The organism is Leifsonia sp. HAY1-4F (assembly GCF_056755275.1).
Map to the genome: position 1 here is coordinate 1 of NZ_JBNDHX010000087.1, position 16249 is coordinate 16249.

At 70.5% G+C, this 16249-nt stretch carries 14 protein-coding genes; 2 read left to right on the plus strand and 12 right to left on the minus strand.

The features are described from left to right. The 8 genes from ACPYOG_RS14885 to ACPYOG_RS14920 form a co-directional block, all read right to left on the minus strand. Positions 1 to 3131 (minus strand): TM0106 family RecB-like putative nuclease (locus ACPYOG_RS14885; RefSeq protein WP_481294960.1); only part of this gene is annotated, 3131 nt, incomplete at its 3' end. Between the two features lie 160 nt (positions 3132 to 3291). Next, the gene (locus ACPYOG_RS14890) at positions 3292 to 3858 is read right to left on the minus strand and encodes an HhH-GPD-type base excision DNA repair protein (protein ID WP_481294961.1); all 567 of its coding nucleotides are present in this window, start codon (positions 3856 to 3858) and stop codon (positions 3292 to 3294) included. 64 nt (positions 3859 to 3922) lie between these two features. After that, on the minus strand, positions 3923 to 4840 hold the full coding sequence (locus ACPYOG_RS14895) for an SseB family protein (RefSeq protein ID WP_481294962.1): 918 nt from the start codon (positions 4838 to 4840) through the stop codon (positions 3923 to 3925). Beyond that, positions 4824 to 5570, minus strand: a complete 747-nt coding sequence (gene priA, locus ACPYOG_RS14900; RefSeq protein WP_481294963.1) for a bifunctional 1-(5-phosphoribosyl)-5-((5-phosphoribosylamino)methylideneamino)imidazole-4-carboxamide isomerase/phosphoribosylanthranilate isomerase PriA — start codon at positions 5568 to 5570, stop codon at positions 4824 to 4826. The genes ACPYOG_RS14895 and priA overlap by 17 nt, the downstream gene beginning before the upstream one ends. Positions 5571 to 5617: 47 nt before the next feature. Beyond that, positions 5618 to 6253 (minus strand): imidazole glycerol phosphate synthase subunit HisH, encoded by a 636-nt coding sequence (hisH, locus tag ACPYOG_RS14905; protein ID WP_481294973.1) that lies wholly within the window; start codon positions 6251 to 6253, stop codon positions 5618 to 5620. A gap of 2 nt (positions 6254 to 6255) precedes the next feature. Then, positions 6256 to 6858: an imidazoleglycerol-phosphate dehydratase HisB gene (gene hisB / locus ACPYOG_RS14910; protein WP_481294964.1), complete on the minus strand. Its 603-nt coding sequence runs from the start codon at positions 6856 to 6858 to the stop codon at positions 6256 to 6258. Next, positions 6855 to 8000, minus strand: a complete 1146-nt coding sequence (locus tag ACPYOG_RS14915) for a histidinol-phosphate transaminase (RefSeq protein WP_481294965.1) — start codon at positions 7998 to 8000, stop codon at positions 6855 to 6857. The genes hisB and ACPYOG_RS14915 overlap by 4 nt, the downstream gene beginning before the upstream one ends. A gap of 388 nt (positions 8001 to 8388) precedes the next feature. Further along, positions 8389 to 8817, minus strand: coding sequence for a LysM peptidoglycan-binding domain-containing protein (locus ACPYOG_RS14920; protein WP_481294966.1), 429 nt, complete (start codon positions 8815 to 8817; stop codon positions 8389 to 8391). 246 nt (positions 8818 to 9063) lie between these two features. Between ACPYOG_RS14920 and lexA the strand changes: the two genes are divergently transcribed. After that, complete coding sequence (gene lexA / locus ACPYOG_RS14925) at positions 9064 to 9744, plus strand: transcriptional repressor LexA (protein ID WP_481294967.1); 681 nt, start codon at positions 9064 to 9066, stop codon at positions 9742 to 9744. Between the two features lie 112 nt (positions 9745 to 9856). On the opposite strand, the gene ACPYOG_RS14930 is transcribed toward lexA, so the two are convergent. The 4 genes from ACPYOG_RS14930 to hflX form a co-directional block, all read right to left on the minus strand. Then, positions 9857 to 10207, minus strand: a complete 351-nt coding sequence (locus ACPYOG_RS14930) for a metallopeptidase family protein (RefSeq protein WP_481294968.1) — start codon at positions 10205 to 10207, stop codon at positions 9857 to 9859. A 77-nt stretch (positions 10208 to 10284) separates the two neighbouring features. Continuing rightward, positions 10285 to 12633, minus strand: coding sequence for a 5-methyltetrahydropteroyltriglutamate--homocysteine S-methyltransferase (gene metE / locus ACPYOG_RS14935; protein ID WP_481294969.1), 2349 nt, complete (start codon positions 12631 to 12633; stop codon positions 10285 to 10287). Continuing rightward, entirely contained in the window at positions 12630 to 13610 is a 981-nt protein-coding gene (locus ACPYOG_RS14940) for a methylenetetrahydrofolate reductase (RefSeq protein ID WP_481294970.1), read from the minus strand. The genes metE and ACPYOG_RS14940 overlap by 4 nt, the downstream gene beginning before the upstream one ends. A gap of 233 nt (positions 13611 to 13843) precedes the next feature. Next, positions 13844 to 15376, minus strand: coding sequence for a GTPase HflX (gene hflX / locus ACPYOG_RS14945; RefSeq protein WP_481294971.1), 1533 nt, complete (start codon positions 15374 to 15376; stop codon positions 13844 to 13846). A gap of 56 nt (positions 15377 to 15432) precedes the next feature. Here hflX and ACPYOG_RS14950 point away from each other — a divergent pair, with 56 nt between their 5' ends. Further along, complete coding sequence (locus ACPYOG_RS14950; protein ID WP_481294972.1) at positions 15433 to 16044, plus strand: class I SAM-dependent methyltransferase; 612 nt, start codon at positions 15433 to 15435, stop codon at positions 16042 to 16044. The last annotated feature ends 205 nt before the right edge of the window (positions 16045 to 16249 follow it).

Sequence of the window (16249 nt, forward strand, 5' to 3'; positions counted from 1 at the left end):
TGGAGGACCGGCACGGGATGCACTCCCGGGGTCACCCCGCTCAACTCACGCTCCGACGCGCACGCATGGGCCCGGAGTTTGCCTTCGTACGACAGCACTGAAACGGCTTCCGCGAGGGCTGGATGCATCCGCCGCGTCTCCGCGAGGAAGTACCCGTACTCGGGCGGTAGGACGTCGTGCCCGTCGCTCACCCATCCGAGCGCCGAGCCGTCCACCGGTTCGGGATGCCGCCCCTGGCTGACCTGCGGCAGTTGCTGCGGGTCTCCGAGCAGCAGCAGGTTCTTCGCAGCGACGCCGACCGCGATGGTCGAGGCGAGGGAGAACTGGCCGGCCTCGTCGATGACGACGAGGTCGAGGCTGCCCCGCGGCACACGGGCCGCGTTGGCGAAGTCCCACGCCGTTCCGCCGAGCACGAAGCCGCGCTCCTCGTTAGCGCCGGCGAACTCGAGGTGCCCGTTTGCCGGCAGCCAGGTGAAACGATGCGTGACCTCGGTCTCGACGTCGGCGCCGGCATCCTCCGCCTTCTGTCCCCCGCTGGCGGATCCCGGCGCCTTCCCGACCATCGAGGCATCGAGCCCGGCAGCCACCACGCGGTCGAGGAGGTTCTCGACGACCGCGTGCGATTGCGCCACCACCCCGACCTTCCAGCCGTGCTCCGCGACGAGGCGAGCGATGACGTGAGCGCCGAGGTACGACTTGCCCGTTCCGGGCGGCCCCTGGACGGCGAGGTACGACCGGTCGAGGTCGAGGAGGCTCGCCACGACGGCCTCGATCCGTCCGTCGCCGTCGTCGCTCTTCGGATTCGATCGCGAGGTCTCCGATCGCGAGGTCTCCGATCCCGAGGTCTCCGATCGCAAGATCTCCGATCGCTCCGCGCCCACGGGATCCTCCGGCGTCAGACCCCCGGACCGTGTGCGCGGCGGTGTGCGCCGCAACAGGTCGATCGTCGCATCCACCGGCCAGGTCTCGTGGTGACGGGCGATCAAGAGCGCCGTGCCCCACTCGCGGATCGCCTCCCCCAGTCTCCGGGAGTCCGGCGGAGCGGACGGCGTGAGCGCGCTCGGGAGGTCGCTGTACGGCGGGACCTCGGGCGGAAGCGTCTCCCGGACGACGATCGATCCGTCCGGGAGCGCGTCGATCACTGAGACCGTGCGCGCCGCGCGCGATCCCGGCTGTGCGCGCGGCTGCCGGAACGGGCCCGGGTACTCGTAGAGCAGAAAGGGGCCGGTGCGCTCACTGACCCGGACCGTACTGCCCGCGCCCCACGACCCGGAGAGCAGCAGCTCCCGCCGCTCGACGCGCTGTCCTTCGTCGCAATACCAGTCGCGGATCACGGCGGCCTTCTCGACGACCAGGACGTCACGGGTCTCGGCCCACTCCTCGATGGGCTGGATGAGGCGCGCGAAATGGGACTGCCAGAAGCTCTTCTGCTCGCGCCGGTGGAAGTCGATCGCCGCCGCGGCCAGTGCCATCGCGCGACGATCGGCGCTCCGGCCCGGATCGAGCGGGTCGCCCGCGAAGGCCAGGAGACCGGCGCGCAGCGGCGACTCCTCGGCCGCCAGCTCCGTCTCCTCCATCGGCGCCGTGCCGATCGGGATGCCGTTCTCCACCGCGCGGGCGATCAGCCAGTCGCGCAAGCGCAGGGTCGAGACGCAGTCGTAGCGGTTGTACTGCCCGATGTCGTCGAGGAGCTGCTGCGCCTCGTCCAGCCGGCCGAGAGCGAGAAGGTCGCGAGCGTTCGCGTACTCGGTGATGGAGTCGGCGCCGTTGGTCACCTCGCTCTCGCGCAGCTCATCGCCCATGTAGAGCGGCTCGAGCTTCTTGATCGAGTACGAGCGCGAACCGACACGCACCGCCTTGCGGACGAGCGGGTAGAGATCGACCATCACGTTGTCGCGGAGCAGGCCGTCGACCTCCTCCTCGCCGACGCCGTGCCGGGCGGCCAGGGCGAGCAGGTGCGTCTGCTCGTAGGCGGCGTAGTGGTAGATGTGCATGCCCGGGTACTGCGCCCGGCGGTCTCGCACGAACGCGAGGAACGCCTCCAGCGCCACCCTCTCGGCCGCGAAGTCATGCGCCCAGAAGGCAGTGAAACGCTCCTCCTGATCGACCAGGCCGAAGAGGTAGTCGAGGTTCCACCGTTCGCCCGCTCCCTCGGTGTACAGCGGATCGCCTTCGAAGTCGAAGAAGATGTCGCCGGCATCCGGCTGCGGCAGCACGGCGAGCACGGGAGCGTTGAAGACGCGGATCGGCGGCGGGCTCCCGGGCGCCGCCTGCAGCTGCAGCCGCGCCTGCTCCCGCAGTCCGTCGAGCGTCCCCTCGGGGATGCCGTCGATCGCTCCACTGGATGCGGCGAGCGCGTCGATCGTCGCGATACCCGCCGCGAGCAGGTGCTCGCGCTGCGTCACGCGCATGCCGGCGACGAGGAGGACATCCCGCGACCCCTGCACCTCGGCGTCGCACGTGTCGCAGCGGCCGTCCACGGTGAATCGCGGATCGCCCCAGGCGACCGGTCCCGCATCGGCGAGGTGCTCGTGGATGATGTACAGCAGCCGGGCGCGCCTCTTCCGGTACACCGGCTCGATGTCGGTCAGTGAGTGCTCGCTGACCGAGCCGTCGCCGAGCAGCAGCTCGACCGTGTCGTCGACATCCACGCCCATCCCGCGCAGCTGCTCCGCATAGGCGGCCAGCTGCAGCAGCGCCGTGACCCGTGCGCTGCGTGCGAGCTTGGAATCCTGCACGCGGTACCGGCCATCGGGCATCCGGACGACGAAGTCGGCGAAACCGACGAAAGATCCGTCGAAGAACGTCGCCTGGAACACGACCTGCGCCCCCCGCTCGAATGCCTCGGACGTGCGCCGGACGGCCTCCGCCAGCGACTCCCCCGTCAGCTGCGGCGGACGCTCGATCTCGGCGACGCCCGCGCCGAACCGCTCGCGGTACCGCTCCAGGATGCGGTGCTCGTGCTCGTCGCCCATCCGCGACGACCGCACATACATCGGGTCCTCGATCACCTCGGTCTTCTCGAGGCGCCCGAGCTTGACGTCGACCGTGCGGAGGAAGGCGAACTCGCACTTGGACGCCTCGGTGAGGTCGCTGGCACTCGTGACGATGATCCCGTCGAGCACGAACACGGCGACCTCCTTTCCCGGACGATGCCGGCAGCTCAGCACGGCGGACCGCCGTGGTGGGCGACCATCCCGTCACCCGCCCTGCGAGACTATCGGCGACCACCGACACGGCGACCTTGTCCACAGGCCGGGCCCGCGAGGCGAGCCGATCGGCCTCCTGTGGTCAGTGGCCCTTCGCTGCGGCCTTCATCGCACGCTTGTGCTCGCGGACGCGCGTGAGCGATTCGGCGTCGACGATGTCCGCCACCGAGCGATACCCGGGCGTCCCGTAGTCGCCGGCCGCATCCTGCCAACCGGCCGCACTCAGGCCCTTCTGCTTGCCGAGCAGGGCGAGGAAGATCTTGGCCTTCTGCTCGCCGAATCCTGGTAGCGCCTTGAGGCGGCGCAGCACTTCGGCCCCGTCGGGGTCCCCCTGCGTCCAGATCGCCGCCGTGTCGCCTCCCCAGTCCGAGACGATCGCCGCCGCGAGCGCCTGCACGCGAGCGGCCATGGACCCCGGGAACCGGTGCACCGCAGGCGTCTGCTTCATCACCTCCGCGAGGCGCTCGGGATCCGTCCCGGAAACCGTCGCCGGGTCGAGCGACCCGAGCCGGTCGCGGAGCTTGGCGGGACCGGCGAACGCGGTCTCCATGGGCACCTGCTGATCCAGCAGCATCCCGGTCAGCAGAGCGAACGGCGACTGGTCGAGGAGGGCGTCCGCTTCAGGATCGCCGGTGATGTTCAGAGCCATGCACTTATGCTGCCACCCGCGACGGGACGGCCGCCACAGCGGTCAGCAGCGGCCACGCGCGGGCTCAGTCTTCGGTTGCCACCAACTGCACCCGCAGGGAGTCCACCCGGGTCGCGATCACGTCGTCCGTCGCCCAGCGCTGCGCGAGCCGGGCGAGGATGGCATCCAGCTCCTCGCGCGTCAGACCCGCGGCGAGCGCCAGCCGCACCACGAGCTCCTCACCGGCGAGCCGACTGGATGGGTCTCCCGCGACGAGCGTGACATCGTGAACGCCGAGCTCGGAGCCGATGGAGGCGCGGAACGCCTCCGCCACCGCCGGGTCACGGTCGCTCGGCAGCCAGGGGGTGCCCTGCGCCACCGCCCACACCGCCGGGCGGCGCAGCACGAACTCGGTCTCGGACGTCGGGTCGAGGACGATCAGCTCGGTGCCCTCCGCCGCGGCGGCGAGCGCCACCCGCCGCCCCTCGGTCGGGACAGGTCGGGCAGCGGGATTCCAGGCCTGCAGCGCGGTGACGGACGTGAAGACCGGTTGCACCGTCCGTCCATCCGGGCCCGCCACGGTGACGATGGACAGCTCCTGCGTCTTGTCGACGAGCATCCCGGCCGCGTTCTCGCCCTCCTCGCCCGACTCCGCCATGAGAGGAACGAGCAGTCGCGCGTCGCGCAGAGCGTCCACGACGGCCTCGGCACCCGCCTCTCCGGCACGGAACGCAGCCAGCGCGCCGAGCAGAACGGGAGGAGCCGAGCCGTCATCGTCGGCGAAGGGCGCGTCCTCGAAGTGCCGGCCCTCCCACGACTGGCCCGCGGAGTCCGCCAGCGAAGCGGCGAAGCCGGCCAGCCGTGCGACGCCGGTGTCGCTGGGACCGGGTGCCGGGGTTGATGCGTCGGTCACGCCCTCCGGCAGCCCGTCACGCTCCGGCACCGCGTCGCCCTCCGGCAGCGCGTCACCCTCCGGCGACACCGCGTCACCGCCCGGCGACATCCAGCGCCTCGGGCAGCGTGAACGCACCGGCGTAGAGCGCCTTCCCGACGATCGCGCCCTCGAGCCCCAGCGGCACGAGCTCGCGGAGGGCCGCGATGTCGTCGAGGTTGGAGATGCCACCCGACGCGACGACGGGACGCTCCGTCCGGTCGAGCACCTGGCGCAGGAGGTCGAGGTTGGGGCCGCGCAGCGTGCCGTCCTTGGTGACGTCGGTGACGACGTAGCGGGCGCACCCCGCGTCCTCCAGCCGGTCGAGCACCTCCCAGAGGTCGCCGCCCTCGCGCGTCCACCCGCGCGCCGCGAGCGTGGTGCCGCGCACATCCAGTCCCACAGCGATCGCCTCGCCGTACTCGCTGATCGCACTGGCCGCCCACTCCGGGTTCTCCAGCGCGGCGGTCCCCAGGTTGACGCGGGTGGCGCCCGCGTCGAGGGCCTGCGCCAGCGACGCGTCGTCGCGGATGCCGCCCGACAGCTCGATCTTCACCCCGTGGACCTGATGGATGACGCGCTTCAGCAGAGAGCGGTTCTCGCCCCGGCCGAAGGCGGCGTCGAGGTCGACGAGGTGGATCCACTCGGCGCCCGCGTCCGCCCACTCGGCGGCGGCATCCACCGGGTCGCCGTAGCTGGTCTCGCTGCCCGCCTCGCCCTGGGTGAGGCGCACGGCCTGGCCATCGGCCACATCGACCGCGGGAAGGAGGACGAGTCGGGGCGTGCTGAGAAGATCGGTCATATGGTTCCTCGTGTCGGTCCGCGCATGCGGAGGGGGTGCACCCGGGGCTAGAGCGTGCCGATCCAATTGCGGAGCAGCTGGATGCCGGCGCGGCCGGACTTCTCGGGGTGGAATTGCGTGGCGCTCAGCGGCCCGTTCTCGACGGCGGCGATGAACGGCGAGCCGTGCTCGGCCCAGGTCACTCGGGGCTCCGGGAACGGAGCGGTGGTCTCCAGCGTCCACGCCTGAGCGGCGTAGGAGTGGACGAAGTAGAAGCGCTCGTCCTCGAGCCCTGCGAAGAGAACGGAATCCTGAGGCGTCCGGACGGTGTTCCAGCCCATGTGCGGAACCACCTCGGCGTGGAGCCGCTCGACCGTTCCCGGCCACTCCCCCAGGCCTTCCGTCTCGACGCCGTGCTCCACTCCGCGCTCGAACATGACCTGCATGCCGACGCAGATGCCGAGCACCGGACGGCCTCCGGCGAGGCGCCGGTCGATGACCTCGTCGCCGTGGGAGGCGCTCAGGGCCTGCGTGACCGCGGCGAACGCGCCGACGCCCGGTACCAGCAGCCCGTCGGCCTCCTGCGCACGCTTGCGGTTGCCGGTCAGCTCTACCCGCGCGCCCGCCGCCTCCACGGCCTTGACCGCCGAGTGGACGTTGCCCGTCCCGTAATCGAAGACGACGACATCCGGCGTCCGGCCCAGGGTCACAGCGCGCCCTTGGTGGACGGGACGCCGGTGACCTGCGGGTCGTACGCCTTCGCCTGACGGAAGGCGCGCGCGAACGCCTTGAACTCCGCTTCCGCGATGTGGTGCGGGTCGCGGCCGCCCACGACGGTGATGTGCGTCGTGAGGCGCGCGTTGAACGTGATCGCCTCGAAGACGTGACGCACCATCGAACCGGTGAAGTGCCCGCCGATCCGGTGCAGCTCGAACCCGGCCGGTTCGCCGCTGTGCACCAGGTACGGGCGTCCGGAGATGTCCACGACCGCCTGGACGAGCGCCTCGTCCAACGGCACCAGGGCGTCGCCGTACCGCGAGATGCCGGCCTTGTCGCCGAGTGCTTCGAGGATGGCCTGGCCGAGGACGATGCCGACGTCCTCAACCGTGTGGTGCACGTCGATGTGGGTGTCGCCGGACGCGCGGATACGCAGGTCGGTCAGCGAGTGCTTGGCGAACGCGGTGAGCAGGTGGTCGAAGAACGGGACGCTCGTCTGGATGTCGGAGGTGCCGGTGCCGTCGAGGTCGAGGCTGAGCTCGATGCTCGACTCGCTCGTCTCCCGCGTGACCGTGGCGGCGCGATTCGTCATGCGTCCGAGTCTACCGGGGCGTTCACGTCCCGCTCCGGGGCCTCGTCGACGGAGGGCGCAGCCGTCGGCCGGCCGAGAGCGGCCAGCGCGTCGAGGAACGCCGTCGTCTCCTCCTCGGTCCCGGCGGTCACCCGGAGGTGGTGAGGGATGCCGACGTCGCGGATGAGGATGCCGCGCTCGGCGAGTGCCTCGAACACGCCGTGCGGGTCGTCCACACCGCCGAAGAGCACGAAGTTGCTCCCACTGCGGTGCGGCGTGTAGCCCAGGCGAGCGAGCTCCGTGACGAGCCGGTCGCGCTGTCCGCGGATCTGGCCGACCATCGCGAGCATCTCGTCCGCGTGCGCGAGCGCCCCCAGGGCGGCCGCCTGGGTGAGCGCCGACAGGTGGTAGGGCAGGCGCACCAGGCGGAGGGCGTCGGTGACGGCAGGGTCGGCGGCCAAGTACCCGACGCGCGCGCCGGCGAAGGCGAACGCCTTGCTCATCGTCCGGGAGACCAGGAGCCGGGGCCGGCCCTCGAGAAGCGTCAGAGCGGAGGCGGCGCCGTCGGGCAGGAACTCGGCGTACGCCTCATCCACGACGACGATGCCGCGCGCGGCGTCGTAGGCGGCCTCGATCGTGTCGAGGCTGAGGGGCGTACCCGTCGGGTTGTTGGGCGAGCACAGGATGACGATGTCCGGGTCGAGGCGACGGATCTCGGCGGCCGCCGTTGCGGGCGAGAGCTCGTAATCGGCGTCGCGCGCTCCGGCGAGGTACTCCGTGCCGGTGCCCGAGGCGAGCAGCGGGTACATGGAGTAGGTCGGAGCGAACCCCAGGACGCTGCGGCCGGGTCCACCGAACGCCTGCAGGATCTGCTGCAGCACCTCGTTGGAACCGTTGGCCGCCCAGATGTTGGCGGCCGTGAGGCCGTGGCCCAGGTACCGCGCGAAGGCCTCGCGCAGCTCCGTGAACTCCCGGTCGGGGTAGCGGTTGACCCCGCCGATCGCCGTGACGATCCGGTCGACGATGTCGGCTGCGACGTCCGCGGGCACCGGATGCGTGTTCTCGTTCACGTTGAGCGCGATGGGCACCGGACGCTGCGGAGCGCCGTACGGGGAACGACCGCGCAGGTCATCCCGGAGCGGCAGCTCGGAGAGGGAAGTCACCCGTCAATCGTACTGAGCGCCCACGACGTCACCGTGCCGCATGACGCTGTGTGCCGACACGTGATACCGCTCGCGCACTCCGCACGCGAGGAATGCGCTGGAATCGGAGGACTTCTGGTGTGGAAGGGCCGCCGATCACCTCCCGTCGAGGCTACTGCCGGGTCACCCAGCGAGAACTCCTCCGTTCTCAACCCGCCCCACCGCGCGGACTGATCCGGCAGAAAGGGAGGAAATTTCGTCGCCAGGCGCGGTCAGCACCACGAAGGGAGGATGCTCAGCCCAGATCCCGCCGAACTATCTCCCTTTGCTACCCGGCCCAGCGGGAGTCGCGGCGATCCGAGGTCGAACGCAGCCGAGACGGCAGAACGGGAGGCGCCACGCAGGGCGGCTAGTGCGCGTACTTCGCCGGGACGGCGAGCTGCTGCCCGGGCGAGACGACCGCCGAGTCCAGGCCGTTGAGAGAGACGATGTCGGCGATCACATCCCGCGGGTCCGCGTTGGGCGCGACGCGCTCGGCGACGGACCAGAGGGAATCGCCGGACTGCACCGTCACGTACTGGAAGCTGACGTGCGTCTGCTGACTCGTCGCGACGGCACCGCCGCCGTTCAGCGCGAACACGAGCGCGCCGATCACCAGCGGAAGCGCCACGAGAGCGGACAGCACCGCGCGTCCGCGTCGCGTGAGCCGCAGCCGCACGCGGGCGGTGTCGGGCAGCGGCGGGACGGCGTGCAAGCGTGGCGAGGACGCCGTCGACGCTGCTCCCGCGGACCGCGGGAACATCGTGGGTGCTGCATCGCTGATCAGTGCTGCGCTCATGACCGTGACCTCCTCAGACTCGCGGATGCGAAACTGTGTTCCGAATGTATCTTCGAATGTCGAAAACCGCAACACACGCTGTTGTGGGAAATTTCCGCAGGAAGTTCGCGACACACTCGAACACATGTTTGTCTTCCTCTCGTGACGCGGATACAGTTTCGACTGTCTGAGAACATCAGATCAGGGACCACCGACATTCCTGCCGGGGAGCCCCTGGGGGACGGCCCAATTCAGGAGAGGACGCCCGTGTCGAATGAGAACCAGGCCCGCGGAGGCACGCGCCGCCGCAAGAACCTGAGCGACAAGCAACTGGCGATCCTCGATGTGATCCAGCGCTCGGTCAGCCAGCGAGGCTATCCGCCGAGCATGCGCGAGATCGGGGATGCCGTCGGACTCTCCTCGCTGTCGTCGGTGACCCATCAGCTCAACCAGCTCGAGCTGAGCGGCTACCTGCGCCGCGACCCGAACCGGCCGCGCGCGCTCGAGATCCTGATCGACGTGCCCTCCTCGTCATCCCAGGCCCCCGACTACGAGAACCAGACGCCCGTCGGGGACGCGGCGATGGTGCCCCTGGTCGGCCGGATCGCGGCCGGCATCCCCATCACCGCGGAGCAGCAGGTCGACGAGGTCTTCCCCCTCCCCCGCCAGCTGGTCGGCAACGGCGAGCTGTTCATGCTCAAGGTGGTCGGGGAGTCGATGATCGACGCCGCGATCTGCGACGGCGACTGGGTCGTCATCCGCGCTCAGAACACGGCGGAGAACGGGGACATCGTCGCGGCGATGCTCGACGAGGAGGCGACCGTCAAGGTCTTCCGCCAGCGCGACGGGCACACCTGGCTGCTGCCGCGCAACTCCAACTTCGAGCCGATTCTGGGCGACTTCGCTCAGGTGCTCGGCAAGGTCGTGGCGGTCCTTCGCGCCGTCTGAGCCCGCCCTCGGCGCCGCGAGCTCAAACCCGGCCGAGCCGTCAGGCCCAGCCGAGCCGTCAAACCCAGCCGAGCCGTCAAACCCAGCCGAGCCGTCAAACCCAGCCGAGCCGTCAAGCCCAGCCGAGCTCGCCGAGCCGTTGGTCGGAGAGCCCGAAGTAGTGCCCGATCTCGTGCACCAGGGTCACCCGGACGCGCGCCCGCAGTTCCTCCTCGGTCGCCGCGGACGCCTCGAGGTTGTTGCGGTACAGCGTGATCCGGTCCGGCAGCTCGCCGAACCCGTACACCGACCGGCGCGTCAGCGGGCGTCCGCTGTACAGTCCGAACAGCCGGGGCCGCGCCCCGGCGGGCTGGTCCTCGATCAGGATCGCGACGTTCTCGAGCGGCCCGACCATGTCGTCCGGCAGCGCTTCGAAGATGTCGCCGACCATCCGCTCGAAGTCCTCGTCCGGGATGCGCACCATGCGCTCATCCTGACACGGCGGCGGCCCCGGTTCGCTGTGCGCGTACCGGGGCCGCCGTCGTTCTGAGACAGGACCTGTCAGGCCGTGACCGCCGCGCGCTCGCGCACGGCCCGCGTGGCCTCGATGATGTTGCGCAGCGACGCGACCGTCTCGTCGTATCCACGGGTCTTCAGCCCGCAGTCCGGGTTCACCCACAGCTGGCGGCCCGGAATCGCGCTCAGCGCGGTCTCGAGCAGCTCGGTGACCTCGGCGACCGACGGCACACGCGGCGAGTGGATGTCGTACACGCCCGGCCCGATGCCGTGCTCGAACCCGGAGCTCTGGATGTCGTGCACGACCTCCATGCGGCTCCGCGCCGCCTCGATGCTGGTCACATCGGCGTCGAGGTTGCGGATCGCGTCGATGACCACGCCGAACTCGGAGTAGCAGAGGTGCGTGTGGATCTGCGTCTCGTCGGCGACACCGGACGTGGCGAGGCGGAACGACCCGACCGACCACTCCAGGTAGTCGCCCTGCGCGGCCTTCTTCAGGGGCAGCAGCTCGCGGAGCGCGGGCTCGTCCACCTGCACGACGCGGATTCCGGCCTGCTCCAGGTCGGCGATCTCGTCGCGCAGCGCGAGCGCCACCTGACGGGCGGTCTCGCCGAGCGGCTGGTCGTCGCGCACGAAGGACCACGCGAGGATCGTGACCGGGCCGGTCAGCATCCCCTTCACCGGCTTCTCGGTGAGGCTCTGCGTGTACGCCGACCAGTCGACCGTGATGGGCGCCGGGCGCGACACGTCGCCCCAGAGGATCGACGGGCGCGTGCAGCGGGAGCCGTACGACTGCACCCAGCCGTTCTGGGTGACCGCGAAGCCGTCCAGGTTCTCGGCGAAGTACTGCACCATGTCGTTGCGCTCGGGCTCGCCGTGCACGATGACGTCGATCCCGATCTCCTCCTGGAGGTCCACGACGCGCTTGATCTCCTCGCGCATCCGGCCCAGGTACTCGGCCTCGGTGATGAGGCCCTTGGCGAGCTGGGCGCGTGCGCGGCGGATGTCCGGCGTCTGCGGGAACGACCCGATGGTCGTCGTGGGGAGGAACGGCAGCCCGAGCGCCTCGTCCTGGGCCGCCAGGCGCGAGGCGTAGTCGCCGCGGCGGAAGTCCGCGCGGGTCAGCGCGGCCTCGCGCTCGCGAACCGCCGGAACGCGCACGCCCGGTGCCGAGGCCCGGTCGGCGAGCGCAGCGGTCGCCGCGGTCAGCTCGTCCTGGATCGCCTCGTGCCCGTCGACGATGCCGCGCGCGAGCACGGCGACCTGGGCCACCTTCTGGTCGGCGAACGCCAGCCACGACGTCAGCCGCGCATCCAGGTTCGGCTCGTCGTCCACATCGTGCGGGACGTGCAGCAGCGACGTCGACGTCGACACCGCGACGTCGGGGCTGAGCGAAAGGAGCTCGGTGAGCGTCCCGAAGGCCGCCTCCAGGTCGCCTCGCCAGATGTTGTGGCCGTCGATCACGCCGCCCACGATCGTCTTCTGGCGAAGAGCGGATGCGGTGGCCGCGTCGAGCCCCGAAGGAACCGCTCCGCGGACCAGGTCGAGGGAGATCGCCTCGATCGGCGTGGCGGCAAGGACGGGGAGGGCGTCGTCCAGGCTGTTGTAGGGCGCTGCGACGAAGATCGCCGGCCGGTCGGCTGCTGCACCCAGCTGGTCGTAGGCGGTCCGCGCAGCGGCGAGCACCGCATCCCGAGCCTCGTCGATGCTCTCACTGACGAGGGCAGGCTCGTCCAGCTGCACCCACGGCGCGCCGGCGGCGGCCAGGCGGGCGAGGAGCTCGCGGTAGACGGGCAGGAGGTCGGCCAGCCGCGACAGCGGGCGGAAGCCCTCCGGCGCGTCGTCGCTCGGCTTGCTGAGCAGCAGGAACGTGACCGGCCCGACCACGACGGGGCGGGTGACGAATCCGGCGGCCCGGCTCTCCTCGAACTCGCGCACGATCCGGTCGGAGGCGAGGCGGAAGTCCGTCTCCGGCCCGATCTCCGGCACCAGGTAGTGGTAGTTGGAGTCGAACCACTTGGTCATCTCCAGCGGCGCGTTGTCTCCCTCGCCGCGGGCGATCGTGAAGTAGCCCGCCAGATCGACGGACCCGTCGGCCGCCGCGAGCGCGCCGAAACGCGACGGCACGGCGCCGACCGTGACGGCCGCATCCAGCACCTGGTCGTAGAAGCTGAAGCTCTGGGGGATGGAGGCGTCGGTCCTGCCGAGGCCGAGCGAGGCCAGGCGCTCCCGCGTCGTCGCGCGAAGCTGCGCTGCGGTCGCCTCCAGCTCGTCGGCGCCGATGCTGCCGGCCCAGAAGGCCTCGACGGCCTTCTTGAGCTCACGGCGGCGGCCGATGCGCGGGTAGCCGATGATCGTGCCCGCCGGGAAGGGGGCTCGCGTGCTGTCGGTCATGCTGGTTCCTTTTCAGTGGCCGATTTCTCGGGGAGGGTGCTGTCACGGTGGTCGGAAGGTGGGAGGGCGCCGATGCGGTCGAGAACCGAGAGGACCGCTTCGTGCTGGTTGAACGTGTAGAGGTGGAGGCCGGGAGCACCGCCCGCAAGCAGCCTCTCGCCGAGGCGAGCGGCCCAGGCGACGCCGATCTCGCGCCGGCCCTCGTCGGTCGGCTCGACCTCCAGCTCGATCGCCAGGTCGCTCGGGAGGTCCTCGCCGCTCAGCTCGAGCATCCGCTTCAGGCGTGCGGGGCTGGTGACGGGCATGATGCCGGGCAGGATGGGAAACGCGACGCCGGCCTCGGCCGCACGTTGCGCGAAGTGCAGGTAGTCCTCGGCGTGGAAGAAGAGCTGTGTGATCCCGAGGTTCGCGCCGGCGGCCTGCTTGGCGAGCAGCGCGTCGATGTCCTGCGACACGGAGTGGGAGGACGGGTGCCCGTTCGGGAATGCGGCGACGGCGATCTGGACGTGCTCCCGGTGCTGGAGCACGGCCTGCGCGCGCAGCTCGGGAACGACCAGCTCGCCGTACGGCGACCGCTCGGCCTGCACCCGGTGGATGAGCTGCACCAGTTCCGCGGTCGTCCGGATGTCGCCGATGCCGTCCTCGCCCTCCGGCAGACCGGCGGGCGGGTCGCCCCGCACGGCGAGGAAGCGCCGGACGCCGGCATCCAGGAACTCCCGGATGAGCCGGTTGGCCTCCTCATGCGAGGAGCCGACGCAGGTCAGGTGCGCCATCGGGCTGACGTCCGTGTTGTCGATGATGTAGCGCAGGACCTCGAGGGATGCGCTGCGCGAGGAGCCGCCGGCACCGTACGTCACCGAGATGAAGTCCGGGTGCGTGGCAGCCAGGCGGTCGATGGTCGCGGGAAGCGACGCGGCCGCGCGCTCAGAGCGCGGAGGGTACAGCTCGAAGGAGTACCGGACATCGGTACAGCTCATGGAATCCTCGGATGGTTGACAGCGGCACGGGACACCCCGCACACAGGCTTGCGGGATCGCACGGGCGGGTGCCGGGCTCGGCTGTCGCACCACGTCAGCGGTCGCCCGCTTCGGTTGACTGGCAATCTAGCAAGCGGAGAGGCCGGACGGAATCGCCCGCGTCATCCTTCGACACAGTCGGTCCCGTCCGGCCTCGATTCCGCTCGCCGGGCATGTTGGCCGCGGCGTGCGGCCTATGCTGTCGGCGTCACTTCGAACGGTTCGAACGCCGCGTGGTACTCCGGCATGATCCGGGCGGTGACGCGCGTACCCTCCTCGACGTACTCGGTCGAGATGACCCGGCCGCGCTCGTGCAGAGCCGAGATCAGGTCGCCGCGGTCGTACGGCACGACCAGCTCGACCTGCAGGGACGGGTCGGGCAGCAGCCGCGCGATCGCGGCGAGCACCTCATCCACGCCCTCGCCGGTGCGCGCCGACACGAAGATCGCGCCGGGTTCCAGACCCCGCAGGACCAGCCGGTCGTCCGCGGGGATCAGGTCGGCCTTGTTGAAGACCACGATCTCCGGGATCTCCCGTGCGCCCACCTCGCCGATCACGTCGCGCACCGTCGCCAGCTGCGACGCAGGGTCGGGATGCGAGCCGTCCACCACGTGGAGGATGACGTCCGAATCGGCGACCTCCTCCAGCGTCGAGCGGAACGCCTCCACCAGCTGGTGCGGCAGGTTGCGGACGAAGCCGACGGTGTCCGCCAGCGTGTACAGGCGGCCGTCGGCCGTGACCGAGCGGCGCACAGTCGCATCCAGCGTCGCGAACAGCGCGTTCTCGACCAGCACGCCGGCCTTCGTCACGCGGTTCAGCAGGCTCGACTTCCCCGCGTTGGTGTAGCCGGCGATCGCGACCGACGGCACCGAGTTGCGGTTGCGGTTCGCGCGCTTCGCCTCGCGGGCCGGCTTGAACCCCGCGATCTGCTTGCGCAGCCGGGCCATCCGCGTGTGGATGCGGCGGCGATCCAACTCGATCTTCGTCTCACCGGGACCGCGCGATCCCATGCCGGCTCCCGCGCCGCCCACCTGGCCACCGGCCTGACGGGACATCGACTCGCCCCACCCGCGCAGACGCGGCAGCAGGTACCCGAGCTGTGCGAGCTCCACCTGCGCCTTGCCCTCACGGCTCTTGGCGTGCTGGCTGAAGATGTCGAGGATCACGGCCGTGCGGTCGATCACCTTCACCTTCACGACGTCCTCCAGCGCGCGGCGCTGGCTCGGCGCCAGTTCGGTGTCGGCGATCACGGTGTCGGCGCCCAGCGCCCGGACGATCCCGGCCAGCTCCTCGGCCTTGCCGCGGCCGAGGTACGTGCTCGGGTCAGGATGCGGACGGCGCTGCAGCAGTCCGTCGAGGACGGCCGCTCCGGCCGTCTCGGCGAGAGCGGCGAGCTCGCGCATCGAGTTCTCCGCATCCTGCAGCGAGCCCTGCGAGTAGACGCCGATCAGCACGACGTTCTCCAGGCGCAGCTGCCGGTACTCGACCTCGGTGACGTCCTGCAGCTCGGTCGAGAGGCCGGCGACGCGGCGGAGAGCAGCGCGCTCCTCGCGCTCCAGCTGCTCGCCGTCGTGGAGGCCGCCTGCGGTCGTGTCCGCCTGCAGAGCCTGGGCGCGGGAGGTGTCCCCGCCGAAGAGCGTCACCGTCGCACGGTTCTGCTCGGTCGCGAGCACCCGGGCGACGACGTCGTCGGCGGCGTGGTCGCGGGTGTCTGTGTCATCAGTCATTCAGTTCCCCTGATCCGGGTTAACCCTAGTTTGTTCGTGTCCTGTACGGTCTGCATATGGCCAGCGGAGATCACTACTTTTCCCCGGCGCCCGAGAGCGAGCTGAATCTGCGCCCGTTCACCGCGCGCCTGGCCGGGCAGAGCTACGAGCTCATGACGGCCAACGGGATCTTCAGCCCGGAGCGCGTCGATATGGGCACGCGTGTGCTGCTGGACCATGTCCCCGCGGCGCCGCCCGGCGGTCAGTTGCTCGACCTCGGCTGCGGCTGGGGGCCGTTGGCTCTCACACTTGCTCTCGAATCCCCTCACGCGACCGTCTGGGCCGTCGATGTCAATACCCGAGCGCTGGATGTGGTGCGCAGGAATGCGCAGAAGCTCGGTCTCACCAATGTAAACCCCGTGACGCCCGATAATGTTCCGGCCGACGTCCGATTCACGACGATCTGGTCGAACCCGCCCATCCGGGTCGGCAAGAACGAGCTGCACAACATCCTGGAGCGCTGGCTGCCGCGGCTGGAGCCCGGCTCGGATGCGTGGCTTGTCATCCAGCGGAACCTGGGCAGCGACTCCCTCCACCGCTGGATGCAGACCACGTTCCCGGAGCTGTCCACGAGCCGCGCCGCCACCTCCAAGGGCTACCGCGTCCTCCGCGTCCGCGCCCGCCCCTGACGTCCTGCTTGCCCCCCACCGTCGAGTCCGCGGAGATTGCACGCTCGAGCGGCGTGTCGCGTGCAATCTTTGTGTACTCGACGGTGGGACGCGCGGTGGGCTGTCTCTTATACACATCTCCGAGCCCACGAGACACTCGCTAATCTGGGGGGGCGGGTTTTTTTTTGGGAAAGGGGGGGGGGGGGGGGGGGGGGGGGGGGGGGGG

Bases quoted from the DNA above. Each gene is read 5' to 3' on its own strand.
- hflX (WP_481294971.1), bottom strand. From the start codon at position 15,376: ATGACTGATGACACAGACACCCGCGACCACGCCGCCGACGACGTCGTC.
- ACPYOG_RS14950 (WP_481294972.1), top strand. From the start codon at position 15,433: ATGGCCAGCGGAGATCACTACTTTTCCCCGGCGCCCGAGAGCGAGCTG.
- ACPYOG_RS14895 (WP_481294962.1), bottom strand. From the start codon at position 4,840: ATGTCGCCGGGCGGTGACGCGGTGTCGCCGGAGGGTGACGCGCTGCCG.
- ACPYOG_RS14940 (WP_481294970.1), bottom strand. From the start codon at position 13,610: ATGAGCTGTACCGATGTCCGGTACTCCTTCGAGCTGTACCCTCCGCGC.
- ACPYOG_RS14890 (WP_481294961.1), bottom strand. From the start codon at position 3,858: ATGGCTCTGAACATCACCGGCGATCCTGAAGCGGACGCCCTCCTCGAC.
- hisB (WP_481294964.1), bottom strand. From the start codon at position 6,858: ATGACGAATCGCGCCGCCACGGTCACGCGGGAGACGAGCGAGTCGAGC.
- metE (WP_481294969.1), bottom strand. From the start codon at position 12,633: ATGACCGACAGCACGCGAGCCCCCTTCCCGGCGGGCACGATCATCGGC.
- ACPYOG_RS14930 (WP_481294968.1), bottom strand. From the start codon at position 10,207: ATGGTGCGCATCCCGGACGAGGACTTCGAGCGGATGGTCGGCGACATC.
- ACPYOG_RS14920 (WP_481294966.1), bottom strand. From the start codon at position 8,817: ATGAGCGCAGCACTGATCAGCGATGCAGCACCCACGATGTTCCCGCGG.
- priA (WP_481294963.1), bottom strand. From the start codon at position 5,570: ATGACCGATCTTCTCAGCACGCCCCGACTCGTCCTCCTTCCCGCGGTC.